This is a genomic window from Agromyces solani (assembly GCF_058349925.1).
Window position 1 is genome coordinate 148,902 of the sequence record NZ_JBYRER010000002.1, and the last position, 24,946, is coordinate 173,847.

Here is a 24,946-nt window from a genome sequence, read left to right on the forward strand (position 1 = left end):
ACGACGCGGATGCCTCGGGCCGAAGCCCGAGGCATCCGCGTCGATCTCGGTGACGAGCGGGTCAGTCGGCCGGCCCGAGGTCGCGCATGGGCTTGCCGGCCGTCGGGTTCGCGGGCGTGACCTTCCGGCGCTCGCCGCCCACCACCACGACGACGTTCGACACGTTCGGGGCGCGGTCCGCGACGACGTCGTACGAGACGACCTCGCCGTCCTTCCACTCGCAGCTCACCCGGTAGCCGCCGCGGGCGCGCAGGCCGGTGAACGAACCCGACGCCGCCCAGTCGGCGGGCAGTGCCGGCAGCAGCCGGATCGTGCCGTCGTGACTCTGCAGCAGCATCTCGGCGATGGCGCCCGTGATGCCGAAGTTGCCGTCGAGCTGGAACGGCGGGTGGTTGCACCACAGGTTCGACAGCGTGTTGTAGGTCAGCAGGCCGCGCACCATGATGCCGGCGCGCTCGGCGTCGCCGAGGCGGGCGAACAGCGCGGTGCGCCACGGCCACGTCCACGAGCGACGGCTGTCGCCCGAGACGGTGCCCGCCGTGAACGGCACGCCGTCCTTCTCGCCGCAGCGCGCCTTGAGCGACACGAGGGCGGCCGCCGCGAACTCGGGGGAGGACGGCGTGATCTGCCGGCCGGGATACACCGCGAACAGGTGCGACGTGTGCCGGTGGATGTCGGTGGGGCTGTCGCGGTCGGTCTGCCACTCCTGCAGCTGGCCCCAGCTGCCGATCTTGTTCGGTGCGAGCCGCGACTGCAGGGCGGCGACCGTCGCCCGGTACTCGACGTCGGCGCCGAGCTCCGCGTCGCCGAGCGCGTCGGCGCAGTCGAGGTAGTTCTGGAACAGGTCCCAGATGATCTGCTGGTCGTACATGACGCCGTCCTCGCGGGGCCCGTGCTCGGGCGACCAGCCGTCGGGCGCCACGAGCGTGCCGTCGGGCAGTTCCTTCAGGCGGTCCTGCCAGAACTCGCAGATCTCCTTGATCATCGGGTAGGCGACGTCGCGCAGGTACGTCTTGTCCTGCGTGAACGCCCAGTGCTCGTACACGTGCTGCATGTACCAGGCGCTCGCGACCGTGTTCCATTCCCACGAGTTGCCGCCGAAGATGCTCTGCGACGTGCGCGCCGTCCAGCCGCGGGTGCTCTCGCCGAATGCGTTGCGGGTCGCGACCCGGCTCGGCACCGCGACCTGCTGCACGAACGCGATGAGCGCCTCGTGCGCCTCGGGCAGGTCGGTCGTCTCGGCGCCCCAGTAGTTCATCTGCACGTTGATGTTCGTGTGGTAATCGCTCGCCCACGCCGGCTGGTTGCTGTTGTTCCACAGGCCCTGCAGGTTGGCGGGCAGGCCGCCCGGGCGTGACGAGCTCAACAGCAGGTAGCGGCCGAAGTCGTACATCGATTGCTCGAGCGTCGGGTCGGACTCGCCGGCGCCGTAGCGCGCGAGACGCGTCGTCGTGGGCAGCGCCAGCACCGAGGCATCCGTCTCGCCCCACTCGACCGCCGCACGCGACATGAGCTCCGAGACGTGGGCGACGTGCTCGTCGAGCAGGTCGTCGAAGCCGCGCGCGGCCGCCGCCTCGAGGGCGGCGTCGATGCCCGGCTGGGGCGCTGCGCCCCGCCAGCCGTCGGCGGCGCTGAGCTTGTAGTCGGTACGGGCGTCGAGGAGGAGGGTGATGGTCGACGCGCCCGTCACGCGCAGCCCTGAGCCGTCGGCCGTGACCTCGCCGTCGGTGTCGGCGATGCGCAGCGCCGCTGCGTGGCTGAGATCGTTCGCCATCGTGCCGGCGAACGCGATGCGGCGCTCGGCCGCGTCGGACGACGCCGGGGAGTTCTCCTGCTCGGAGGTGAGCGTGATCGTGCCCGTCAGCGCGCCGGCGGTGTCGCTCGTGTAGCGCAGCACGACGACGTCGGCCGCGCGGCTCGCGAACGCCTCACGGAGGACGGTTCCCGCGACGGTCGCGAAGTGCGCGGTGTGCACGCCGACCGTCGGGTCGAGCGCCCGGCGGTAGCCGACCACGTTGCGCCGGCCGCGCGTCGTGTAGCCGCTGCCCGTGAACGCGACGCCCGCGAGACGGAACGAGCCCGGCGCGGTGAACGTCAGACGGTACCGCGAGTACGCCGTCGAGTTCGCGAACGAGAAGCTCTTGGCCTCGCCGCGGCCGCCGAACGCGACGCCCGACCTCGTGTCGAGGGTCTTCCACGTGAGGCCGTCGTTCGAGGCGGCGAGCACCCATTTGCGCGGGTCGGCCGCGGGGGCGTCGGGACCGCTCGTCAGCACGTAGCCCGTGAGCGCCCGCTTCGCGCCGAGCTCGAGCTGCCACGCGGCGCCCGAACCGGCGTCGGCGACCTGCCAGACGGTGGATGCCTCGCCGTCGACACTGCCGAGGAGCGAGTCGTCGTGGCCCGTCGGCGAGGAGACGTAGACGCTGTCGCCCGAGGCGAGCTCGACGCCGCCGAGCCCGATCTCGGCGACCTGGAAGTGGCTCACTCCGGCCTTCGGCACGAAGTCGATGCGGTAGAAGCGATAGGCGGTCGCGTTCTGGAACTCGTAGGTCTTCGTCTGGAAGCGCTGCTCGAATGGCTCGCCGGTTCGCGAGTCGAGCGTCGCCCACGAGCTGCCGTCGTTCGAGCCGAGCACGCGCCACTCCTGCGGGTCGCGCGCGGGCACGTCGTTCGCGCTCGTGAAGCTGTACGACGTGACGACGGCGGCCGTGGGCAGTTCGGCCTGCCAGAGCACGTGCGCGGGCGGTCCGTCGATGCACCATTTCGTCTGGCTGTTGCCGTCGTAGCTCTTGTCGACGTCTTCGGCGCCCCAGATCTTGTACGGGCCGCCCGGTGCGGTGACCTTCGGGCGCGCACCGAACCCGACCGTCAGGGTGCCGAAGTCGCGGTAGGAGCCGAATCCCGTCACACTCGTGTCGTAGGCGCTGTCGGGCTTGCCCGCGAGCGCGTTGTCGTAGTCGTTGAGGCCGCCCCAGAGGCTCTGCTCGTTGAACTGCACGACCTCCTCGTCGGGGTTGCCGAAGAGCATCGCGCCCAGGCGCCCGTTGCCGATCGGCAGCGCCTGCGTCTCCCAGTCGGTGGCGGGGGTGCCGTACCAGAGCGCCTTGGGCGAGAGCTCGGGAACGGGGATGCCTCCGCCCGCGGCGGCGGCTCGGCCGCCGACGAGTGCGGCCGCCGGCCGGGCGGCGAGGAACTGGGGCACGAGTGGGGCCAGGGCGACGAGCCCGCCGAGCTGCAGGGCGCGTCGGCGCGGAATCTCGCGTTGGAGCATCGGTGAACCTCCGGAGCATCATTGATCTGGTGTTTGACGGGGCGAACCTCGGCATTCAGGCGCAGATGGCGAGGCTCGCCCCATCCTGCCCGATTAAAGATCGGATGTATAGAGGGATTCAGGTCGGATGCGCCGAGCAAGCGCTCTCACGAGAGCGCCCGCACCATGAGCGCGACGAGCTCGGGGTCGAGGGTCGGGGATGTCGCGAGCGAGACGGCGCGCGAGAGTTCGAGCCCGACGACCTCGAGCACGGCCAGGTCGTCGCGCTCGGGCGGCAGCGCGAGCTCGGGCACGAGGGCGACGCCGAGGCCCGCCGCGACGTACTCGACGACGACGCGGTAGTCGTCGCTGCGCGGCCCGATCGCGGGGTCGAAGCCCGCCCGCACCGAGGCCGCCCGGAAGCCCGCGTCGATCGGATCGTCGTCGTGCGTGCCGATCACCCACCGTTCGCCCGCGAGATCGCGGAGGCGCACGCGCTCGCTCGCCGCGAGCGGATGCCGCGACGGCACGACGAGCGAGATCCGTTCGGTGAACAGGGGAGTGCTGGCGTAGCCCGGCGCGGCGCGCGGCGTCTCGCCGGGGGCCGTGTAGACGACCGCGGCGTCGAGGTCGAGCCGGTCGAGCGCCGAGGCGAGCACGTCGAGCTCGGCCTCCGTCACCCGGGCGACGAGACCCGCCTCGTCGAACGCGGCCACGAGGCCGGGAAGCAGTCGTGCCGCGGCCGTGGGGAAGACGCCGAACCGCACCGTGCGCCTGGTGTCGTCGAGGGCACGGCCGACCTCGTCGAGGGCGCGGTCGGCGCGGTCGACGATCGCTGCGGCGTGCGGCAGCCACAGGCGTCCCGCGGCCGTGAGCACCGTGCCCGCGGCCGAGCTCGCGACGACGGAGGCGCCCGTCGCGCGTTCGAGCCCGGCGAGGTGGTGCGCCACGGTCGGCTGGCTCCAGCCGAGCTCGCGGGCCGCGGCGGCGACCGAGCCGTGCTCGGCGATCGCGCGGAGGGCCCGCAGCTGGCGCAGGTCGATCACGCTCGCTCCGATCTCCGATGATCAATACTCCTTATCGATCATTCCAGAACAATCGCTATTCCGTATTGAATCGCGAGGCGGAACGATGGAAGCATGCCCACGCCCTATGCCGACGCCGTCGCCCGCTACGCCGAAGACGACCGAGCCCGCGTCTACGTGCCCGGCCACGCCGCCGACCCCGACGCCGCGCCCGCGCTCACCGACTGGTTCGGCGCCGACGTGCTGCGACGCGACGTGCCGCCGCTGCTCGCCGGCATCGACAAGGGTCCGGGCAACCCGCTCGCCGAAGCGCTCGGGCTCGCCGCTCGCGCCTGGGGCGCACGCCGCACCTGGTTCCTCACCAACGGCGCCTCGCAGGGCAACCGCGTCGCGGCACTCGCCCTCGGCGCATACCGCGCCGCCGCCGCACCCGTGGTCGGCCAGCGCAGCGCGCACTCGTCGTTCATCGACGGGGTGATCCTCGCCGGCCTCTCGCCGCGCTTCGTCGCCCCGGCGATCGACCCGCGCCTCGGCATCAACCACGGCGTGTCGCCCGCCGCCCTGCGCGCCGCGCTCGCCGACGTGGCGACCCCCAAGGGGGTCTACCTCATCTCGCCGAGCTACTTCGGCGCCGTCGCCGACATCGCGGCGCTCGCCGAGATCGCCCACGCGGCCGGGGCGCCGCTCATCGTCGACGCGGCGTGGGGCGCGCACTTCGGCTTCCACCCCGACCTGCCCGAGAACCCGCTCCGCCTCGGGGCCGACCTCGTGATCTCGAGCACGCACAAGCTCGGCGGCAGCCTCACCCAGTCGGCCATGCTGCACCTCGCCGACGGCCCGTTCGCCGACGAGCTCGAACCGCTCGTCGAACGGGCGTTCATGCTCACCCAGTCGACGAGCGCGAGCTCGCTGCTGCTGGCCTCGCTCGACCTCGCGCGCGACACCCTCGAGACCGGGCACGACCGCATCGCCGCCTCGATCGCGGCGGCCGACCGGCTGCGCTCGGAGATCCGCGCCCGCGGGCGCTTCGGCATCGTGAGCGACGGCTTCGGCGAGTTCGACGACATCGTCGACGACGATCCGCTGCGCGTGTCGATCGACGTGGCGCGCGGCGGCCTGCACGGCCACACCGTGCGCGACCGGCTCGAGCGCGAGGGCGTCTCGTTCGAGATCTCGACCGACTCGTGCGTGGTCGCCGTGCTCGGCGCCGGCGTCGTGCCCGACGTCGACCGCATCGTCGAGGCGCTGCACGCGATCGCGCCCGAGACGGTGGGCGGCGAGGCATCCGGCTCGTCCGACGGGGCGGGCGCCGCGGCCGCGGCGGCCGTCGCGCTGCCGACGCCGGGCCGGCTCGCGATGCTGCCCCGCGAGGCGTTCCTCGCGCAGGGCGAGGCGATGCCCGTCGCCGACGCGATCGGCCGCGTGTCGACCGACGCGCTCGCGGCCTACCCGCCCGGCATCCCGAACGTATTGCCCGGCGAGGTGATCACGGCCGAGGTCGTCGCGTTCCTGCAGCGCATCGCGGCGACGCCCGGCGGATACGTGCGCGGTGCGGTCGACCCCTCGCTCGCGACGCTGCGCGTCGTTCGAGGCGAGCGGCGTCCCGACGCGGCATTCCGCGGAACCGGGGCAGGCGAACGGTCGGAGAAAGCGGTCGGGCGGGCCGCGGAGGCGGCGGCCTCCCTGTCAGCGCCCGCAGCCGTCCTCGCTGCCGAGGCGGCGTTCGGCCCGGCCCGGGCCGCCGCCCCGATCCGGGCGCAGGCGGTGCCGGCGGGCTGACCGCCCGCGTCGGGCCGGGGCGGGGACTCAGAACTCGGGCGACAGCGGGTCGGCCTCGACGGCGTCGAGCGACCCCGTGGCGCCGATCGGCGACCAGTCCGAGCGCAGCAGCGCGGCCTGCTCGGCGAACCGGTCGTCGCGCGTGAGGCGCGCGAGGGTGTCGAGCTGCCACGAGTGGATCTGGTGGTACTTCTCGTTCTGCCACCGCGAGCGCTGGCAGTAGTCGGCCTGCACGCAGTAGTACGAGACGCCGCCCGGCACCCGCACGAGCGGCATCATGCGGTCGAGCACGGTCGTCGCCGCGCCGTCGAGGTACGGCAGCACCGCGGGGTCGCCCGTGAACCGCCAGTAGTCGTAGAGCCCGAACGCGGCGAAGGCGTGCCCGTTGAGCACGAGCAGGGGAGGCTGGCCGCCGCCCGCGAACTCCTCGAAGTAGAGGTGGTCGTCGATCACGAGGCTCGCCCACGGCGCACGCGCCGCGTAGGGCTGCGTGAAGCTCGGGAAGGTCGCGTCGGCCGCCTGCGCCCATTTCGCGGCGCCGGTCGTCTCGGCGAGCCGCACGAAGAGCGAGAGGGCCTCGCCCTGCGCCATCCCGGAGTACCAGGGCGGCGTGAGGGTGCGCTGCTCGTACGTCCAGGGATGCCGATACGGGAACCACCACGCACCGCTGCGTTCGACGTGGATGTCGATCAGCCGCTGCGCCTGCCGGGTCGCCCGATCGAGCCAGAGCTTCGCGCCCGTGCGCTCGTACTCGATCAGCGCGGAGATGCCGTACTGCGCGTACACGACCGGGTGATCGGAACGCGTCCCGGTGTCGCGCCGCCGGTAGACGACGAGGCCCGTCGAGTCGAGTTCGATCGACGCGTCGTTCACGTTCACCGGCGGTCGGTCGCTGTACGGTGCGGCGACGTCGTCGGCGAAGTCGAACGAGCTCCTCGCCCAGCCGGTGAGCGGTTCGCTCGTCACGGGGTCGACGCACCGCGCCGCGTTCGACGCCGACCAGGACACGATCGACGCGCCGCCGAGCACGACCCGGGCCGAGGCCCCGACTGCGGCGATCGCGTCGCCGACCACCGGCGGAACGCACGTGCGCCGGGAGAGGTCGAGCGGTGCGGAGAGCCGGCCCGCGAGTGCTGCCCCGGCCAGCGCGTCGGGGAAGTCGCCGCCCGTCGCGAGGAAGCCGGTGCCGGATGACCCCGGGCCGAAGTAGGCGCGGTTGATCGCGGCGGCCGTGTCGTAGCGGGTCGCGCCGCCATAGCGCTTCACCTGGTAGCCGGCACGCGCGAGCTGCGACGCGACGCCGGACGTGACCACGCCGGATCCGCCGGCGATCGTGATCGAGCGCACGCCCAGCCGTCCGAGGAGGTCGAGCGTCGCCGTGTCGACGGTCGAGCGGGCGCCGTCGATGAGGACGACCGGCGCCCGTCGCGAGCCGGCGGCGCCGCTGGCCGCGAGCGCGTCGGGGAAGGACCGGCCCGTCGCGATGATGGCGTGCGTCGAGCTCGAGAAGCTCGAGCGCACGACGGCGCGTGCCGTCGCGTAACGGTCGCGCCCGGCGAGGCGCGAGGTCGGCGCGATGCCGCGGAGCGCGGACTCGACCGTCGTCGACACCACTCCGGTGCCGCCGACGATGTGGATGCGGCCGGGCTTCAGGCGGACGAGCTCGGATCGCACCGAGGTCGGGAGCGTGCGCGACGGCGTCAGCAGCAGCGGGCCGCCGAGCGCCGCGGCGGCGCTCGCGGCGGAGAGTGCGTCGGGGAAGTCGGAGCCTGTCGCGACGAACACGGCCCGCACGCCGGGCGAGTAGCGCTTCGACACCGCGACCGCGGTGGCGTAGCGGTCGGCGCCGCTCAGGCGGGTGACCCCGTCGGGGAAGGGGGCGATCGAGGAGGTGGTCGCCGCGGCGGCGCCGACCGGGCCTGCGGCGGCGGCCGGGGTGGTGGGCGCCGGGACGAGGAGGGCGGCGATCACGACTGCGCTCACCACGCCGGCGATGCGGGCGCGTAGGGACATCAGGACTCCGATCGGTCGTGCGGACGCCGTCGGGCGCACCCGATCGATGCTATCGAACCGAGGCGGCTGCGCCGGGGTGCGCGGTCACGCGAGATCGAGCCGCATGATCACGCGGGGATGGCCCGAGAGCACCGAGGTCGTGTCGGACGCCTTCGTGAACCCCGCCTCCTCGAAGACGGCGCGGGTACCGACGTAGGCCATCGTCAGGTCGACCTTCTCGCCGCGGTTGTCGACCGGGTACCCCTCGATCGCCGGTGCGCCGTTGGCGCGGGCGAACTCGACCGCGCCCGCGAGCAGGTGGTGCACGAGGCCCTGCTTGCGGTGTCCCGGCCGCACTCGGAAGCACCAGACCGACCACACGTCGAGCTCGTCGACGTGCGGGATGCGCCGGTTCTTCGCGAAACTCGTGTCGGCCCGCGGGTGCACGGCCGCCCAGCCGACCGGCTCGTCGCCGTCGTAGGCGAGCACGCCCGGCGCCGGGTCCTGCGCGCACAGCTCGCGCACACGGGCCGAGCGGTCGGGCTCGCGGAGCGCGACGTTCTCCTTCGACGAGAGCAACCGGTAGCTCAGGCAGAAGCACACGTTCGACGTCGGCTTCTTCGGGCCGATCACCGCGGCCACGTCGTCGAAGATCGTCGCCGGTCGCACCTCTATCGCCATGACTCCACCGTGCCAGAGGCCGCCGACATCCGCGAGGCGCCGTGCCGGCCGGATCAGCGCGGCCCGGCGAACCCGGTCGCGCGGGTGTCGGGCCCGACGGTGTGGCCCATGAGCTTCGCCATGCGCAGCACGACCGCGCGGTCGGCGATGCGCGAGCCCTGCAACGCCTGCTCGAGCGCCATCTCGAAGCGGTTGACGTCGGCGATCTGCCGCAGCCACACGGCGAGGATGAGGTTGTAGCGGCTCGACGCCGTGAAGGCGAGGCGCACCTCGGGCACCGCCGTGATCGCGGCCCGCGCCGCCTCGATCGTGCGGGCGGGCGCCTCGACGAAGTACCACGTGTACACGGGCCAGCCCGAGATCGCACGGGCGATGTCGGTGCGGAACCGCAGCTGCCGGTGCTCGCGGAGGGTCGCGATGCCGTCGGCGACGCGCTGCGGCGTGAAGCCGTGGCGCTCGGCGATCGCTGCGACGCTCACCCGGCCGTCGGCCCACACCTCCTGCTCGATCGCCTCGCGCAGGTCGTCGGGCACGTGCCGCGCCGCCCGGGCGCGGGGCGGGCGCGGCGGTCGCACCCGTGCCGCCTCGTCGGGCGCGAGCGCGCGCAGGCGCCAGTCGCCGCCCTCGATCAGGATCTCGTTGACGAGGTGCGTGCGCACGGTGCGCACGCCCTCCATGGCGCCGATGCGCTTCACCGCCCACTCGGACAGCGCGGCCATGTCGGGCGCGAAGACGAGGGCCAGCAGGTCGCGCGAGCCCGAGCAGAAGTCGAGCACGAGCACGTACGGGTCGCGCTGCAGTGCCGAGATCGCCTGCTCGACGCGGGTGAGGTCGCACTCGATCTCGAGGAAGGCGGCCTGCCCGCGACGGCTGTACCCGGTGACCCAGACGATGCCGTCGTCGCGCAGCCGCACCCAGCGGCGGGCGAGCGTGGCCGCGTCGACGCCGACCACCGGTGCGAGCTCGCTCCAGGTCGCGCGCGGCTCGATCTGCAGGGCGTGCAGCAGCCGCAGGTCGGTCTGGTCGAGCTCGAGCGATCCGGGCTGACGACCCATACCGGACCTCCCAGTGCGCGAATGACATCGAATCATGCAACCGACATCGATTCTACGCGGATTCGATGCATCAGGACGTGGCGAGTGCACGCATGGCTCACGATTCCCTCATCCAGAAACCGAAGGATGTCTCATGACTCTCACCGATCCCGTCGACACGATCTCCGCGACGAACGCCGTCATCGATGCCGGCAAGCGTCGTGCGGCCGCCGAGGTCGACGACCGCAGGGCCCGGCTCATCCGGCTCAGTCACGACATCCACGCCGACCCCGAGCTCTCCTGGCAGGAGCACCGGGCCGCCGCCCGCGTCGCCGCCGAGTTGCGGGACGCCGGCTTCGAGGTCGAGGTCGGCGCCTACGCCATCCCGACCGCGATCGAGGCGACCATCGGCACGGGCGACCTCACGGTCGCGATCTGCGCCGAGTACGACGCCCTGCCGGGCGTCGGCCATGCGTGCGGTCACAACGTCATCGCCGCGGCCGGCGTCGGCGCCGCCCTCGCGCTGGCCCCCCTCGCGGAGGAGGCGGGCCTGCGCGTCAAGCTCCTCGGCACCCCCGCCGAGGAGCACGGCGGCGGCAAGGTCTCCATGCTTCGCGCCGGCGCCTGGGAGGACGTCGACCTCTCGCTCATGGTGCACGGCATGACCGGCGTCGACCGCTCGGCGACCTCCTTCCGCTCGACCGCCGTCGACCGCTTCGAGGTCGAGTTCGCGGGCCTCACGGCGCACGCCGCGGGCGCTCCCGAGCAGGGCGTCAACGCGGCCGCCGCGTCGACGCTCGCGCTCACCGCGATCGCGCTGCTCCGCCAGCAGTTGCCGAAGGACACGAACCTCAACGCCTTCATCTCGCTCGGCGGCGAGGCGACGAACATCATCCCCGACCGCACCGTCGTGCAGGTCGAGGCCCGCGCCTACGACCTCGACGTGTGGCGCGACATGAAGCGACGCGTGCTCGCGTGCTTCGAGGGGGCCGCGATCGCGACCGGCTGCGGCTGGTCGTGGCGGGCCACGGAGCATCCCTACGCCCCGCTCGACCCCGACCCGGCGCTCGCCGGCCTGTGGGACCGCAACCTCGAGGCCCTCGGCCGCACCGTCGTCGACGGGCCCTCGATCGGCGGCGGTTCGACCGACATGGGCAACGTCTCGCAGGTCGTGCCCTCGATCCACCCGATGATCGCCTTCCTCGGGCACGACGACGTGCCCCACAACCCCGCCTTCGCGGCCGCGGCCGCGACCCCCGAGGCCGACGACGCCGTCATCGACGCCGCCGTCGCCATGGCCTGGACGGTGCTCGACGTCGCCTACGACGCCGAACTGCGCGCCGACTTCGCCAGCCGGACCGCCGACCGCCCCGCCGGCGCCACCCGCATCACCCTCGAGGCCTGAGCGGCTCGACGCCGAGTCGCCGCCTCCCTTCCCCCAGGAGTACCGTCATGTCCACGAAGCACGAACCCAGCGTCGCCGCATCGGGCGACGCCGCGCGAAAGGTCGCCGCCGCCGTGACCCTGTCATTGCGCAGCCCCAAGTTGTGGGTGCTCATCGCGCTCATCATCGGGCTCGCCGCCGGCGCGCAGGCGATCGGCCCGGTCGTCATCCCCATCGGCGCCGCCGCGGTCACGCTGCTGCCGATGATCTGGGGCCTCATCGCCGGCACGGTCGTGTCGGGTCAGAAGCTCAAGCCGATGCCCGCCGACCTGCAGCGCGCGGCGACCGTCATCATGGGCGTCGCGGTGCTCGTGCTGTGCGCGCGGCTCTCGTTCACGATCGGGCCGAACATCCCCCTGCTGCTGCAGGCCGGACCCGCGCTCCTGCTGCAGGAGGTCGGGCACCTGTTCGGCACGATCGCCCTCGCGCTTCCGCTCGCGGTGCTCCTGCGCATGGGCCCGGCGACGATCGGTGCGACGTTCTCGATCGACCGCGAGTCGTCGTTCGCGATGGTCTCCGAGAAGTACGGCTCCGACACTCCGCAGTACCGCGGCGTCCTGTCGATGTACGTGTTCGGCACGATCTTCGGCGCCGTCATCGTGAGCCTCGTCGCGTCGCTGTGCGTCTCGATGGGCGTCTTCGACCCGATCGCGCTCGCGATGGGATCGGGCGTCGGCTCGGGGTCGATGATGGCCGCGGCCTCGGGCGTCATCGTCGCCGCCCACCCCGAGATGCAGGACCAGGTGCTCGCGGTCGCCGCGACCTCGAACCTCATCACGGGCGTGCTCGGCCTCTACATCGGCGTGTGGATCTCGCTGCCCCTGGCCGACCGCTTCTACAAGCTGCTCACCCGCAACCGCGACGCGAAGCTGCCCTCGGCCGAGCGGCTCAGCGAGCAGGAGCTCGCCGCGACCCGGGCGACCGCGGCCGTGCTGCTCGAGACCCCGAAGGTCAAGGTCGGGCTGTGGAGCTCGCTCGCGATCATCGGCCTCGCCGGCGTCATCGTCACGATGATCGCGGTCAAGGGCTTCCAGTGGGAGATGATCGCCACCTACGCGCTGCTGTCGCTGCTGACCGCGCTCGGCGTCGGCGTCGCGAAGCTCACGAGGGGCAAGGTGCCCGCCATCATCGTCGTCATCACGATCGGCGCGCTCATCACGTCCCCGATCTCGCCGGTGGCGGCGTGGATCGCCGCGGCGTCGGCGAGCGTCGACTTCCTCTCGGTCATCACCGTCATGCTCACGATCGCGGGCCTCAGCCTCGGCAAGGACCTGCCGATGCTGAAGAGCATCGGCTGGAAGATCATCCCGGTCGGCACGGTCGCGATCATCGCGTCGTTCCTGCTGTCGACGATCGTCGCCGAGTTCGCGCTCGGGCTCTGGGCCTGACGGCGTTCGGCACTGATCGGGTTCCGGCCATGCCGACGGATGTCGCCACTGCGGTCGAGCGCGGGGTCTACATCTCCGCGCTCGACCTCTTCTCGATCGGCATCGGCCCGTCGAGTTCGCACACGGTCGGGCCGATGCGGGCGGGGCTCAGGTTCCGCCGCGTGATCGAGGTGCTCGGGTTCGCCGACCGCATCACCCGCTACGAGTGCCGGCTGCACGGTTCGCTCGCCTCGACGGGCGTCGGCCACGGCACGCCCGATGCGGTCATCGCGGGCCTCCGCGGCCTGGCGCCCGAGACGGTCGACCCGGCGCTCGTGCACGGCGAGTGGGATCGGCTCGCCGCCGGCGAGACCCTTCGGATCGACGCCACCCCGCTCACCTCGGCCGACCTCGTGTTCGAGCCGTTCGCGCGCGGGCACGGGCATCCGAACGCGCTCACGCTGTCGGCGTGGGCGGGCGACGAGCACGTGCTCGAGGCGACGTACCTGTCGATCGGCGGCGGCTTCGTCGTGCGGGCCGGTGCGCACGGCGTGCCCGACGTCGCGGTGACGGCGTCGCCCGCGTCGGGCTACCGCAACGCGGCCGAGCTGCTCGAGCGCTGCGCCGCCGAGGGCCGCACGATCGCCGAGCTCGCGTGGCGCGACGAGGTCGCGATGCACGGGGCGCTGGGCGCGGCCCGTGGCTTCGACGCGATCTGGACGACGATGCGGGACTGCATCGCGAGGGGGCTGCGCACCGAGGGCGTGCTACCCGGTCGGCTCGGGGTGCCGCGTCGCGCGGCGGCCGCGTGGCGCGAGCTCGAGGCCCGCGACGAGGCCGTCCGAACGGGCGCGGGTGTCGCCTCGACCGTCGCGGAGGTCTCGGCCGAGGAGCGCCTCGCCGTCTACGCGATGGCGGTCAACGAGGAGAACGCGGCCGGCGGACGCGTCGTCACGGCGCCCACCAACGGTGCGGCGGGGGTGCTGCCGGCGGTGCTCCACCACGCGGCATCCGGTCGGTTCGACGACGTCGCGTTCATCAGGCGGTTCCTGCTCACGGCGACCGCCATCGGGTCGATCATCAAGGCGAACGCGACGATCTCGGGCGCCGAGGGCGGCTGCCAGGCCGAGGTCGGCTCCGCGTGCGCGATGGCCGCGGCGGGGCTCACGGCGGTGCGGGGCGGCACGCCCGCCCAGATCGAGAACGCGGCCGAGATCGCGATCGAGCATCACCTGGGGCTGACGTGCGACCCGGTGGGCGGGCTCGTGCAGATCCCGTGCATCGAGCGCAACGCCGTCGCGGCGTCGACGGCCGTCACCGCGAGCCGCCTCGCGCTGCTCGGAGACGGCTCGCACCTCGTGAGCCTCGACACCGCGATCGAGACGATGCGGCAGACGGGCGCCGACATGTCGAGCCGGTACAAGGAGACGAGCGAGGGCGGGCTCGCGGTCAACGTCGTCGAGTGCTGAGGCATTTTGGTATACCATCATCGCGAACGAGGTTGTTCGCCTGGAGAGGACCAGCATGACCGCCACCGATTCGACCACCCTGCACGGCAACCGGGTGAGGTCCGGATCGATCGGCATCGCGGCCGTCGACCCCTTCCTGCTCCGCGAACTGGGCGTGCGGGTGCACGACTTCACGGGCGGCGTCTCGGCGGGCGTCGAGGCGGTGGGCGGCGGCCTGCTCGAGGCGATCGACCGGCTCGAGGCGGATGCCTCGACGGCGGTGCTGCTCGTCGGCGCCGGGGCCGAGCCGGCCCGGGCCGTGATCGAGCGGCTCGCCCGGGCCGCCAAGCCCGCCGTGCTCTGCGTGCTCGGTGCCGGCGCCGCGCTCGCGGCCGAGGCGGAGGGCGCCGGCGTCGTGCTGCGCGACCGGTCCAAGCCGGCCGCGCTCGCAGCGGTCGTCGCCGGCGGCATCGACGCCTCGACGCTCGACCTGCATGCGCTCAACTGGCCGCTCATCGACGAGGTGCGCGCGAAGCTCGGTCGCGGTCAGCGGAGCGTGCGAGGTCTCTTCCTCGGCTCGGCGCAGTGCGAGGAGGCCGCCGCGTTGGCGGAGGAGCGGCACGGCGCGGTGCACCGGGTGGTCCCGACGGGGCTCGCGGCGACGGCCGGCGGCGAACTGCAGCGCGGCCACGTCTTCGTCGACTACTCGCGCCTCGGCGACGCCCACCCGGGTGCCCACCCGGCGATCCGCGCCGAACGCCTCGTCCGCGAGGCGGCCGATCCCGAGGTCGGCGTCATCGTGCTCGACTTCGTGCTCGGCGCCGACGCGCACCCCGATCCGGTCGGCGTCATGGCGCACGCGCTCGCCGAGGCCCGCCGCATCGCCGCGGCCGACGGCCGTCACGTCGAGCTGCTCGGCTACGTGCTCGGTACCGAGCTCGACGAGCAGGATCTCGCGGACCAGCTCGCGAAGCTCGACGCCGCCGGCGTCACCTGGGCGTCGTCGGCGACGAACACGGGCCTGCTCGCCCGCGAGTTCGTCTCGACCGCGGCCCGCGACGACGCGGCGGCCTGACGGGGTTCGGCCGAGTCATCCACGCCGCGTGCGAGGTGCCCGCCGCTCCGTAGGAGCTTCCGGCGTGCAGGCGGCGTGTCGCCGTGCGGGGGCGGCGTGTCGGACGGTTCTTCCTCCGGGTCGAACACCGGGGGTAGACTCGGCGACCGTGAATCGCACTGACCTGCCCGCGCACGCTCGCGGGTGCGAGGGGGTACCGGGCGCCGTGCGCGCCGCGATGAGATGACCCCGCCCGCGGCCCACGGCATCCACGCCCGGGCCGCCGTCGGTCGCGCCCGGAAACGCCCGCGGCCGTCGTCGTCTCCGAGTCAGCGTGCCGCCCGCGACGGGCGGTGAACAGAACAGGTTCCGATTCATGCTTCCCATCACCGACGCGCAGATCCGCGCGTCCTTCGTCAACGCCACCGTCCGCGAGCGCAACACCCTCGCCCTTCCCGACGGGTTCGCCGAGCTCGACTGGGAGCGGCGCGACTTCCTCGGCTGGCGCGACCGCAAGCTGCCGAACGTCGCCTACGTCGTCGCCGAGGTCGACGGCGAGCTCGTCGGCGTCATGCTGAAGCGCGCCGAGGGGCGCATGCGATCGCGACCGCAGTGCGCCTGGTGCGAAGACGTGCACCTGCCGAACGACGTGCTCTTCTTCATCGCGCGCCGAGCCGGCCGGGCGGGCCGCAAGGGCGACACGGTCGGCACGCTCGTGTGCGCCGACTTCCAGTGCTCGGCGAACGCGCGCAAGCGCCCGCCGACCGCCTACATCGGCTTCGACGTCGAGGCGGCGCGCGACCGGCGCGTCGCGGCGCTGCGGCAGAACGTGCTCGGCTTCATCCGCACCGTCGGCGCGGGCGCCGACTGACCCGGGGGTGCCTCACTCCGAGGCCGGCTGCCCCGATGCGTCGGGGGAGCCGGGCTCGCAGTCGCTGCCGCCCGAGAGGAACGAGCCCTCGGTCGACATCGCGAACGTGATGCGCGATCGCCGATCGTTGCCGCCGACGAGTCGCGGCCCGAGTTCGCCCTCGCGCACCACCTCGGTCTCGTAGCCGCGCTCGCCCCAGAGGGCGGCGACGTCGTCGAGGTGCGCGTCGATCGCGGCTTCGTCGGTCGCACCGCCCCCGAGCCTGGAGAACGCGTACTGCACGCCCGCGGCGCCGTCGGCCGTCGTGCACTCGTACGGTGCGGGGTCGTCGCGGTTCTCCCAGTCGCCGCCGATCAGGGTCTCGGTCTCGTCGAACAGGGCCGCGAGCTCGTCGCGGGCGTTCTCAGCGGTCATGTCCGATGGTCCTTCCGTTGCACAGGCGGCGAGGGCGAGAGCGAGCGCGGCCGCTGCGACGAGGGCTCCGGCGCGGGCGCGCATCACACGACCCCGTCGGAGTCGTCGCCGGGGGCGGCCGGCGCGAGCGTCGTGAGATCGCTCGTGACGAGGTCGCCGCGACCGAGGTTGATGAGGGCGAGGTTGCGCACCGACTCGCTCGAGGGGATGAGGTACTCGCCGTGGCCGTGCGCCTCGGCGAGCGGATCGCCCGAGAGGGGGTCGGTGTGGCCCCCGTCGGTGCCGAACTCCTCCGTGCCGAAATCCCACGCCATCGGGTCGTTCCGGCCGCTCAGGAAGCGACCGGTCGGCGCCCAGGGGTCGTCGTTCGTCTCGCCGGCCCAGATCTGCCCCTCGGGCACGTTGAGCTCGCCGATCGAGACGTCGCCGGTGAGGCCCGCCGAGCCGTACATCGCGAACGAGTCGACGGAGACGTCGGGCGCGCCCAGGGCGATCGCGGCGGTCGTGGTGCCGTACGAGTGCGCGTTCACGTTGAGCGTCGTACCGCTGCCGACGGTCGCGTCGTACGCTCGGAGCTCCTGTTCGAGCAGCTTCGCGCCGGTGCGCGCATGACCCTCGCCCAGCACGGTGACGGCGTCGGGCGACGAGTAGCCGATCCAGGCCACGACCGCCGTCGAACCGCCGATGCCGAGGTACCTCGCCCACTCGTCCTCGGTGCGCTTCATCGTCTTCGCGTCGGCGACGGCGTTCACCATGTCGCTCGTCGACGAGTACATGCCCGACACCTGGAAGGTGGCGTTCGACGCCGTGTCGAGATCGCCGACCGAGATGGCCGCGAGCGGTTTCGGCTCCGCATCGGCGTCGAGCGAGACGAGCTGCATGGGGTAGTTCTTCGAGCCCGTCGCGAGCGCCTCGTGGATCGCGCGCAGCGAGTCGAGCTGCACGGAGCCGCGGCCCGTGGCCTCGAGTCGGGTGATCGTGCGGTCGAGCACGAGCCGGTTGGCGAGGTCGCGGGCCGCGTACGGCACCCCGCCGAGGTTGCCGACGATCTCGGGGACGCCGTTCACGAGGTTCCGCTTCGCCTCGGGGGCGAGCGTCGACCAGAGTTCGGCGACCGCGGCCGGGTCGGCGCCCAGCAGCACGGCCTCGAGCTCGGGGTAGGCCTCGAGCAGCAGCGCGACTTCGCCCTCCGACAGCTCCGAGAGCTGTGCCAGCAGTGCCTCCGGCGAGCTGGTGGCGATCGTGCCCGCGTCGATCGACCACGTGTGCCCGAGCGACAGCTGATCGGTGAGGTGCGAGGCGAGTTCGCGGTCGAGGCGGCGACGGTCGCGGACGAGCTCGTCCCATTCCTGTTCGACGGCGTCGAGGCCGGCCTGCGCCGTCTCCAGGCTCTCCTGGAAGCGCGCACGGCGGCGGGCGTCGCGCTCGTCCTGCGCCTCGCCGCCGGTGGCGTAGCCCGGCAGCGCGATGCTCCGCAGGGCTCGATTCGCCGACAGCTCGTCCTCCTGCAGCGAGCTGCGCCGGTCGCGGAGCGCGCGTTCGGCCTCGGCGAGGTCGTCGAGGTCGTCGGCGTACCCGTCGAGCAGCCGGGCGTGACGACGGAAGCCGTCGGCGAGCGCCTTCAGGTCCGGCCCGGGGTCGGCGAGCGCGGTCAGGAACGCGGCCTTCGCCTCGCCCTTCCAGTCGTCGTCCTCGGCGATGCCGGTCGCGTCGTCGACGAGCGAGATCGCGGAGTCGACGTCGTCGGCCGCGTCGCGTCGAAGACGGGCGAGCGAGCGGATCTGGTCGGTCGCGCCCGCCGACGGGTGGTCCTCGGTCCAGTTCACGACTCGACCTCGCCGAGCACGCGGTCCTCCTGGGCGAAGCGCTCGGCGACCGTCGCCGGTTGCTCGGCGAGCTCGGTCAGGCGCAGGTGCAGCTGCTCGGCCTGGATCCGGTGGCGTCGGGCGGCCTCGTCCAGTGCGTCGGCGGCGATGTCCGAACGGAGGCCCGTCCCCTCGGGATGTCCCACCCGGGCCTCGAGCACGAGCCGTTCCGCCGCGGATTCGAGCTTCTGCGTAATGCGCTCGAGCTGCGCGTGATCGATCGACAGGTCTGTCATGCGTCCCCCCCCGTTCCGCTCGGCCCTGCGTCCGAGCGTATCCGACGGCATGCGGATGCGTCGGGCGCGCGTCGTCGCCGCAGCAGCGCCGGTCAGCCGCGCCGGCCGAAGACGAGCGCGCCGAGCAGCACCTCGAGCGAGGCCTGCACCCGGGCGTCCGTCCACGCCTCCGGGTCCTCGATGGCCTTGACCTCGTACCCGCGGCAGTAGAGGTACAGGATGTCGGCGATGTGCGCGGCCTCGTCGCGATCGACCGGGGTTTCGTCGACCACGACGTGCTCGGCGCCCGCGAGGAACTTGCCGTACGTGGCATCCGTGACGTCGCGCACCACCTCGTAGGCGCGCCGGTTCGCGCCGCGCACGTCGGCGATGACTTCGATCCAGAGGCTCCGCAGCACGTTCTCCTCGGGGGAGGACGAGCACATCCAGCGGGTGAGCGCCGCGAGGCGCTCGACGCCGACGAGGTCGCCGAGGTGGGCAGCGCGCTCCTCGTCCCACTGGGCGCGGGCCTGCTCCAGGGCGTTCGCCATGAGGTGGGCGCGCGACGGCACGTAGTTGGTGATGAAGGCGGTCGACCGGCCGAGCCGTTCGGCGACGGCGCGCAGGGTCACGGCGCCGGTGCCGCGCTCGCGGGCGACCTCGACGGTCGCGCGGGCGATGTCGGCGAGTCGTTCGTCGTGGTCGACCTCGATCGGCACGTGCGCCTCCCTCCGCTCGGTGCACGTCTGCTGGGTGCCCGTTTGACAGCCTGCCACGGCGAGGGTACGTTTCAAAACACTGTTGTACAACACGCCGACATCTCGGGTTCGAACCGGATGCCTCGGCGGCAGGTCGCTCGCGACCGCATTCCTCGACGGAGAGATGGAGAACACCCGCATGACGGTCAACGGCGGCGTCTCGTTCTGGCTGCAGCAGGTCGGCGTGCCGACCCCCAGGCCGGCGCTGCCGGGCGATCTCGACGTCGACGTCGCGATCGTCGGCGGCGGGTACACCGGACTCTGGACGGCCTACTACCTCAAGCGCGACCAGCCCGACCTGCGCGTCGCGGTGCTCGAGCGCCGGTTCGCCGGCTACGGCGCCTCGGGGCGCAACGGCGGCTGGCTCACGAACTCGGTCACGGGCGGTCGCGCCCAGTACGTGAAGACGCACGGACGCGAGGCGGCGATCGCCCAGCAGCGCGCGCTCAACGCGACGGTCGACGAGGTCATCGCGGTCGCCGCAGCGGAGGGCATCGAGGCCGACATCCACAAGGGCGGCGAGTTCGAGGTCGCACTCAACCCGGCCCAGCTCGCCCGGCTGAAGGCGGCGGCCGCGTCGGAGCAGTCGTGGCCCGCGACCGACGTCGAGGTGCTCGACGCGAAGGCCGCCGCGGCCCGCATCAACGTCGCGGGCGTGCAGGGCGGCATCTGGCACCCGCACTGCGCGCGCATCCACCCCGCGAAGCTCGCGCTCGGGCTCGCCGCGGCGGTCGAACGCCTCGGCGTCGCGATCTACGAGGGCACGACGGTCACCGAGATCGTGCCGGGCGAGGCCCGCACCGACCACGGCACCGTGCGCGCGGCGCACGTGCTGCGCGCGACCGAGGGCTTCACCCCCGACCTGAAGGGCCTCCACCGCACCTGGCTGCCGATGAACTCCTCGCTCATCGTGACCGAACCGCTCGCGCCCGCCGTCTGGGACGAGATCGGCTGGAACGGGCGCGAGACCCTCGGCGACTTCGCACACGTCTACATGTACGCGCAGCGCACGGCCGACGACCGCATCGCGTTCGGCGGCCGTGGCGTGCCCTACCGCTACGGCTCGCACGTCGACCAGGACGGCGAGACCCAGCAGCGCACGATCGAGAGCCTCACCGCCCTCCTCAACCGCTTCTTCCCGACGACGCGGGGCGCCGCGATCGACCACGCCTGGTCGGGCGTGCTCGGCGTGCCGCGCGACTGGGCCGCGACGGTCGGCCACGACCGGGCGACCGGCCTCGGCTGGGCGGGCGGCTACGTCGGCACGGGCGTGACCGCGACGAATCTCGCCGGCCGCACGCTGCGCGACCTCGTGCTCGGCCGGGACACCGACCTCACCCGGTTGCCCTGGGTCGGGCACAGGGCCCGCAACTGGGAGATCGAGCCGCTGCGCTGGCTCGCCGTGCAGGCCATCTACACCGCGTACCATGCCGCTGACCGCGGCGAGCAGCGAGGCCGCGCCACGACCTCGCCGATCGCGAAGCTCGCCGACCTCGTCGCCGGCCGCTGAGCAAGGAGGAGACCGACCATGACCGACCAGACCGGGCCCACCGACCGGCCCACCGCCTCGACCGTCGCCGGGCTCGCGCCGCTCGGGCGCGACCTCGGCCCCGCCGCGCCCAAGCCCACCGCCCTGACCGAGGGCGTGCTCGAGGCATCCGGCTCGCTCTGGGAGGTGCCGGGCGTCGACGTCGGGTACTGGGAGTGCACGCCCGGCCGGTTCTCCGCGACCCGTGAGGGCTACACCGAGGTGTGCCAGTTCCTCTCGGGGCGCGTGACGATCGAGGTCGACGGCGAGGAGCCGGTGACCTTCGGCCCGGGCGATACGCTCATCACGCCGAGCGGCTGGCGCGGCGTGTGGGACGTGCACGAGACCGTGCGCAAGCTCTACGTGATCATCGACGACGCGCGCTGACACCGTGCCGCTCGGCTGGGCCTCGACCGCCCCTTCGCCGGGCATCGTGGAACGTCGGAACCCGGTCGGAGACGGGGACGATACACGGTGGGAGACAGAATGGTGCGCTATGACGTCTTCACCGGTGCAGCCGCGAGCGCGGGTCTGCGGCATCCTGATCGCCGCCTTCGCGGTCTACGTCGGGCTGCTGGCGTGGGTGGTGCTGTGGAAGCTCGAGGCGCCGTGGATCGGTGAGGCCGCGGGGCTGCCGCGACCGGTCAAGCTGGTGCCGTTCGTCGCGAGCGGCGACGCCGGAGCCAGCGCCCCGGCCGAGCTCGTCATCAACCTCGTGCTCTTCGTCCCGCTCGGCCTGTTCCTGGGTGCGCTGGCACCGACGTGGGGGTGGGTGAGGGCCACGGCGGCGATCCTCGGCACGAGCCTCGTGCTCGAGATCATCCAGTACCTGATCTCGACGGGCAGCTTCGACACGACGGACCTCATCGTCAACACCGCCGGCGGCCTCGTCGGGTACGGCGTCTTCTCGATGCTGCGTCGTCGACTCGGGTCTCGGGCTCCGGTCGTGACTGCGCGCGCCTGCGTCGTCGTCACGGCGATCGCCCTGGCGGCCGTCGTCGCGTTCGTGGCGTCGCCGCTGCACTACGGCCCGCAGCGCGACGTCGTCGTGCAGCAGCCCGGTTCGGGGCGCTAGAAGGCGTCCTGCCGGGTCGGGATGCCTCGGCGGCGCGGGTCGCGTGCGACTGAGCGGCCCGACCGGTGCCTCAGCGCGCGAGCGCGCGCAGCTGCAGCCAGGCGGAGAGCCGGTCGTCGGGGCCGTCGAGTCGCACTGCGTGCACCTCCGACGCCCGGCGCAGCCGGTGTCGCACGGTGTTCTCGTGCACGCCCAGCCGCTCGGCCGCCTGGGCGACGTTGCCGAAGCACTCGAGCCACACCAGCAGGGTCTCGGCGACGACGCGCGTCGCCTCCGTCCCGTGGAGCTCGTCGAGGGCGGGGTCGCGGAGCTCGGCGGCGCCGGCGAGGAGCTCGGCGGCCCGCTCGACGACGAGGAGCGGACGGAGGCTCGAGGCGGTGACGATGCGCGGGGCCGGCGCCGGGGCCGGGCCGGGAGGCGAGCCGGGCGCGGGGCCGTCCACCGGGACGCCGGCCGCGACGTCGAGCAACCGGTCGGCGAGCTCGCGGGCCCCGGCCACGTCGCCCGAACGGTGCGCGGGCCCAGTGATCGCGATGCGCGTGCCCGCTCCGACGAGTCGGTCGACGAGCGGCAGCAGCGGTTCGGCGAGCGAGGTCGCCTCGTCGACCGTGCGCGCCGCGAACAGCGCGTAGACCCGTGAGCGGTGGGCGACGGCGACGGCGTCGGGCCGGTGCAGCACGAGGTGGCGGATCACCGTCGATCGCAGCTGGGCGATCGCCGTCGGGCCGGCGCTCGGCACCTCGAACGCGAGCAGGGCCGCGCCGCGCTCCTCGTCGATGCCGAGCTCGGCGAACTCGGTGCCGGTGAGGTCGAGGCCCGTGAGCAGCGTGCGCAGGCGGTCCTCGCGGGGCCGCTGGTCGGCGGCGTGCGCACGCAGGTCGTCGAGCAGGTGGGCGCCGGCGAGGGCGCTCGCGCGCCGCATCCGCGCGTCCTGCTCGGCGGTGACGGGCCCCTCGCCCGACGCGTCGATGGCCCAGATGCTGCCGAGCGGCAGTGCGCCGGCGCGGATCGCGAAGGCGACCCGCGGCTCCTCGTCGCCGAGGCGCGGGTACTTGATCGGGCGCTCCGAGCGCAGCACGGTGCGGTACTGGTCGTCGTTGTACGGCGACGCCGGCACCTGGCGGGCAAGGATCCCGTGGGTGCGGAGGCGGTCGATGAGCTGCCCCGGCACCGACGAGTAGGCGAGGATGTTGCGGCTCAGGTCCTCGACGGCGACCGAGCCGCCGAAGAACTCGGCCAGCTCGTTGGCGATCGCGAAGAGCGGCTCGGCGCCGCGCTGCTTCGGGGTGTCGAGCGGCGCTTCTGCTTCGCCGAGCAGGTGGGTGAGCTGCGCGTCGAGCAGTCGCCAGCTGATGCGGTCGGCGACGCGCACGAGGGGCAGGCCGGTCGACTCGACGATCGCCGCGAGCGCCGGAACGCGGTCGTTGCTGCACTTGAGCGCGAGGCCCGCGGCGCCGAGTTCGGCGGCCGTCTCCGCGAGCGCGGCGATGCGCGACGTGCTGAGCGAGGCCGTCGAGGGTGCAAGCAGGAGGGTCGACGCGACCTCCACGAGATCTTCGGCGATGTCGACGAACTCGGTGCCCGTGACGGGCGTCGCCGGCAGCGCGGGGCCGATCGGCGTCACCGTGCGCGGCCCCAGCTGGTCGACGAGTTCGGCCAACGTGACCTCTGGTCTCGGCGCAACATGCGTTGGAGAAATCCCTGCATCCACCTCGCAAAGCTATCCGAAACAGACAACCAACGGCGACCTCGATCTTCCTAGGCTGGCCACCGCGACGGCGAAGACGCCGCGCGAAGGAGGAACGATGACCGCGAACCGCCCCGCACCCGCGGGCACCCGCCTGGGCGAACTCTGGCGCATCCTGCCGGAGGAGTCGACCGCGAGCGCCGACGGCGTGCTCGAGATCGGCGGGGTCGCCGTCACCGAGCTCGCCGAGCGGTTCGGCACGCCCCTGCACGTCTACGACGAGACCGGGCTGCGCCGCCAGATCGCCCGCTTCGTCGACGGGCTGCGCGAGCGCTGGCCGAACTCCGAGGTGCTGTTCGCGTCGAAGTCGCTGCCCGCGGTCGGCATGTACCGGCTCGCCCACCAGGAGGGGCTCTCGATCGACGTCGCCGGCGGCGGCGAGCTGCGGCTCGCGCTCGCCGCGGGCGTCGACCCCGCCCGGCTCTACTTCCACGGCAACGCCAAGACCGACGCCGAGCTGCGTCTCGCGCTCGAGGCCGGCATCGGCGCGATCATCGTCGACAACGACGACGAGCTCGACCGGCTCGAGCGGCTGCTCGAGCGGCCGCAGCGGCTGCTCCTCCGCGTCATCCCCGGCGTCGAGGCGAAGACGCACGCCTCGCAGGCGACCGGCGGCCTGAACTCGAAGTTCGGCCTGCCGATCGACCAGGCCGCCCGTGCGATCGCCCGCATGCAGGCGCACCCGCTCATGGAGTTCGAGGGCGTGCACCTGCACATCGGGTCGCAGATCCTGGACGTCGCGCAGTTCGGAGAGGCGGTCGAGAAGATCTCGAGCGTCGGCACGTTCGGCACGTACGACGTCGGGGGCGGCCTCGGCATCGCCTACACGTACGACGAGGAGGCGCCCGAGGTCGGCGCCTACCTCGACGCGATCGTCGCGGCGGCGCGCGCGCACCTGCCGGCCGACGCGAAGCTCATGATCGAGCCCGGCCGGTCGATCGTCGCCCGGGCCGGGGTCACGCTCTACCGCGTCACCACGGTCAAGCGCACCGGCCGCACGTTCGTCGCGGTCGACGGCGGGCTCGCCGACCAGATGGACATCGCGCTCACCCAGCAGCGCTACGAGGCCGTCGTCGCCGACCGGCTGCTCGAACCGTGGACCGAGACCGCGCAGCTCGTCGGACGCCAGTGCGAGTCGGGCGACCTGCTCGTCGACGGCGCCGCCCTGCCGCCCGCGCAGGTGGGCGACCTCGTCGTCATGGCCGCGACCGGCGCCTACGCCTACACGATGTCGAACAACTACAACGGCGCGCTCAAGCCCGCGATCGTCTTCGCGAGCGAGGGCGACGCCCGCCTCGTCACCCGTCGCGAGACGTACGACGACCTCCTCGCGACGCACGCGCCCGCCATGGCCGACGCACTCGTCTGAGGCATCCCCGACCGATCACCCCCCCCACCA

At 73.0% G+C, this 24,946-nt stretch carries 20 protein-coding genes; 10 read left to right on the plus strand and 10 right to left on the minus strand.

Annotated features, from left to right (window positions below; translation table 11 throughout):
- Positions 1–61 precede the first annotated feature (61 nt).
- Positions 62–3,271, minus strand: a complete 3,210-nt coding sequence (locus AC3RJ7_RS08450) for a glycosyl hydrolase family 95 catalytic domain-containing protein (protein WP_491455388.1) — start codon at positions 3,269–3,271, stop codon at positions 62–64.
- 146 nt (positions 3,272–3,417) lie between these two features.
- Positions 3,418–4,296 (minus strand): LysR family transcriptional regulator, encoded by an 879-nt coding sequence (locus AC3RJ7_RS08455; protein WP_491455389.1) that lies wholly within the window; start codon positions 4,294–4,296, stop codon positions 3,418–3,420.
- 93 nt (positions 4,297–4,389) lie between these two features.
- Between AC3RJ7_RS08455 and AC3RJ7_RS08460 the strand changes: the two genes are divergently transcribed.
- Positions 4,390–6,054 (plus strand): aminotransferase class I/II-fold pyridoxal phosphate-dependent enzyme, encoded by a 1,665-nt coding sequence (locus tag AC3RJ7_RS08460; protein ID WP_491455390.1) that lies wholly within the window; start codon positions 4,390–4,392, stop codon positions 6,052–6,054.
- Positions 6,055–6,081: 27 nt separating this feature from the next.
- Here the strand turns inward: AC3RJ7_RS08460 and AC3RJ7_RS08465 are convergent, their stop codons facing one another.
- From AC3RJ7_RS08465 to AC3RJ7_RS08475, 3 genes are all read right to left on the minus strand, one after another.
- On the minus strand, positions 6,082–8,067 hold the full coding sequence (locus AC3RJ7_RS08465; RefSeq protein WP_491455391.1) for a cell wall-binding repeat-containing protein: 1,986 nt from the start codon (positions 8,065–8,067) through the stop codon (positions 6,082–6,084).
- An 84-nt stretch (positions 8,068–8,151) separates the two neighbouring features.
- Positions 8,152–8,727 carry a GNAT family N-acetyltransferase gene (locus AC3RJ7_RS08470; protein ID WP_491455392.1) on the minus strand — a complete coding sequence of 192 codons (576 nt, stop codon included), beginning with the start codon at positions 8,725–8,727 and terminating at the stop codon, positions 8,152–8,154.
- Between the two features lie 53 nt (positions 8,728–8,780).
- Positions 8,781–9,782, minus strand: coding sequence for an Lrp/AsnC family transcriptional regulator (locus tag AC3RJ7_RS08475; protein WP_491455393.1), 1,002 nt, complete (start codon positions 9,780–9,782; stop codon positions 8,781–8,783).
- Positions 9,783–9,915: 133 nt separating this feature from the next.
- On the opposite strand from AC3RJ7_RS08475, the gene AC3RJ7_RS08480 reads away from it, so the two are divergent.
- From AC3RJ7_RS08480 to AC3RJ7_RS08500, 5 genes are all read left to right on the plus strand, one after another.
- Positions 9,916–11,166, plus strand: coding sequence for an amidohydrolase (locus AC3RJ7_RS08480; protein ID WP_491455394.1), 1,251 nt, complete (start codon positions 9,916–9,918; stop codon positions 11,164–11,166).
- Positions 11,167–11,213: 47 nt separating this feature from the next.
- Complete coding sequence (locus AC3RJ7_RS08485; protein WP_491455395.1) at positions 11,214–12,593, plus strand: DUF3100 domain-containing protein; 1,380 nt, start codon at positions 11,214–11,216, stop codon at positions 12,591–12,593.
- A 29-nt stretch (positions 12,594–12,622) separates the two neighbouring features.
- Positions 12,623–14,041 (plus strand): L-serine ammonia-lyase, encoded by a 1,419-nt coding sequence (locus tag AC3RJ7_RS08490; RefSeq protein WP_491455396.1) that lies wholly within the window; start codon positions 12,623–12,625, stop codon positions 14,039–14,041.
- 55 nt (positions 14,042–14,096) lie between these two features.
- On the plus strand, positions 14,097–15,095 hold the full coding sequence (locus tag AC3RJ7_RS08495; RefSeq protein WP_491455397.1) for an AllF/FdrA family protein: 999 nt from the start codon (positions 14,097–14,099) through the stop codon (positions 15,093–15,095).
- Positions 15,096–15,450: 355 nt separating this feature from the next.
- Positions 15,451–15,945, plus strand: a complete 495-nt coding sequence (locus AC3RJ7_RS08500; RefSeq protein ID WP_491455398.1) for an FBP domain-containing protein — start codon at positions 15,451–15,453, stop codon at positions 15,943–15,945.
- A gap of 12 nt (positions 15,946–15,957) precedes the next feature.
- Here the strand turns inward: AC3RJ7_RS08500 and AC3RJ7_RS08505 are convergent, their stop codons facing one another.
- From AC3RJ7_RS08505 to AC3RJ7_RS08520, 4 genes are all read right to left on the minus strand, one after another.
- Positions 15,958–16,359, minus strand: a complete 402-nt coding sequence (locus tag AC3RJ7_RS08505; protein ID WP_491455399.1) for a hypothetical protein — start codon at positions 16,357–16,359, stop codon at positions 15,958–15,960.
- A gap of 83 nt (positions 16,360–16,442) precedes the next feature.
- A complete protein-coding gene (locus AC3RJ7_RS08510) occupies positions 16,443–18,185 on the minus strand; it encodes an alpha/beta hydrolase (protein WP_491455400.1) in 1,743 nt (580 codons plus the stop codon).
- On the minus strand, positions 18,182–18,460 hold the full coding sequence (locus AC3RJ7_RS08515; protein ID WP_491455401.1) for a hypothetical protein: 279 nt from the start codon (positions 18,458–18,460) through the stop codon (positions 18,182–18,184). Before AC3RJ7_RS08515 ends, AC3RJ7_RS08510 begins: the two co-directional genes overlap by 4 nt.
- A 92-nt stretch (positions 18,461–18,552) precedes the next feature.
- Positions 18,553–19,215: a TetR/AcrR family transcriptional regulator gene (locus AC3RJ7_RS08520; protein WP_491455402.1), complete on the minus strand. Its 663-nt coding sequence runs from the start codon at positions 19,213–19,215 to the stop codon at positions 18,553–18,555.
- Positions 19,216–19,321: 106 nt separating this feature from the next.
- Here AC3RJ7_RS08520 and AC3RJ7_RS08525 point away from each other — a divergent pair, with 106 nt between their 5' ends.
- The 3 genes from AC3RJ7_RS08525 (at position 19,322) to AC3RJ7_RS08535 (ending at position 21,800) form a co-directional block, all read left to right on the plus strand.
- Entirely contained in the window at positions 19,322–20,707 is a 1,386-nt protein-coding gene (locus AC3RJ7_RS08525; RefSeq protein ID WP_491455403.1) for an NAD(P)/FAD-dependent oxidoreductase, read from the plus strand.
- Positions 20,708–20,725: 18 nt separating this feature from the next.
- Positions 20,726–21,112, plus strand: coding sequence for a cupin domain-containing protein (locus AC3RJ7_RS08530; RefSeq protein ID WP_491455404.1), 387 nt, complete (start codon positions 20,726–20,728; stop codon positions 21,110–21,112).
- A gap of 109 nt (positions 21,113–21,221) precedes the next feature.
- The gene (locus AC3RJ7_RS08535; protein ID WP_491455405.1) at positions 21,222–21,800 is read left to right on the plus strand and encodes a VanZ family protein; all 579 of its coding nucleotides are present in this window, start codon (positions 21,222–21,224) and stop codon (positions 21,798–21,800) included.
- A gap of 70 nt (positions 21,801–21,870) precedes the next feature.
- On the opposite strand, the gene AC3RJ7_RS08540 is transcribed toward AC3RJ7_RS08535, so the two are convergent.
- A complete protein-coding gene (locus tag AC3RJ7_RS08540; protein WP_491455406.1) occupies positions 21,871–23,460 on the minus strand; it encodes a PucR family transcriptional regulator in 1,590 nt (529 codons plus the stop codon).
- A gap of 145 nt (positions 23,461–23,605) precedes the next feature.
- On the opposite strand from AC3RJ7_RS08540, the gene lysA reads away from it, so the two are divergent.
- Positions 23,606–24,916, plus strand: coding sequence for a diaminopimelate decarboxylase (gene lysA, locus AC3RJ7_RS08545; protein ID WP_491455407.1), 1,311 nt, complete (start codon positions 23,606–23,608; stop codon positions 24,914–24,916).
- Positions 24,917–24,946: the final 30 nt, after the last annotated feature.